This window comes from Lentilactobacillus parafarraginis DSM 18390 = JCM 14109 (assembly GCF_001435895.1).
Taxonomy (GTDB): domain Bacteria; phylum Bacillota; class Bacilli; order Lactobacillales; family Lactobacillaceae; genus Lentilactobacillus; species Lentilactobacillus parafarraginis.
In genome coordinates this window covers 1-272 of sequence record NZ_AZFZ01000239.1, presented here as the reverse complement: position 1 = coordinate 272, position 272 = coordinate 1, and the positions used below count along the sequence as shown (strand labels likewise).

General features: G+C 51.5%; 1 protein-coding gene. It reads right to left on the bottom strand.

What is annotated here, in order from left to right; genetic code table 11:
- Nucleotides 1-272 (bottom strand): transposase (locus tag FD47_RS15295; protein ID WP_156404184.1); only part of this gene is annotated, 272 nt, incomplete at both ends.

Below are 272 nucleotides of genomic sequence, written 5' to 3'. Positions count from 1 at the left end.
CTCTTGGGCGGAATGGTATAGGTGCCTTCCTCAGCTTCCAAGTATTGGCGAAAAGCCTCACTGCCATAGGCTTTATCCGCAATCACATTGACGCCGGCAATTTTTAACTGACTGATTAAGGGTTGCGCAACTTGACTGTCGTGAACTTGACCACCCGTGAGGATCATTTTGAGCGGGTTCCCCAGGCCATCAACGACGACATGAATTTTGGTCGTGAGGCCCCCGGCACTGCGGCCGATCGCTTGATTTTCTACTGTGCAGCGGGATTTTTT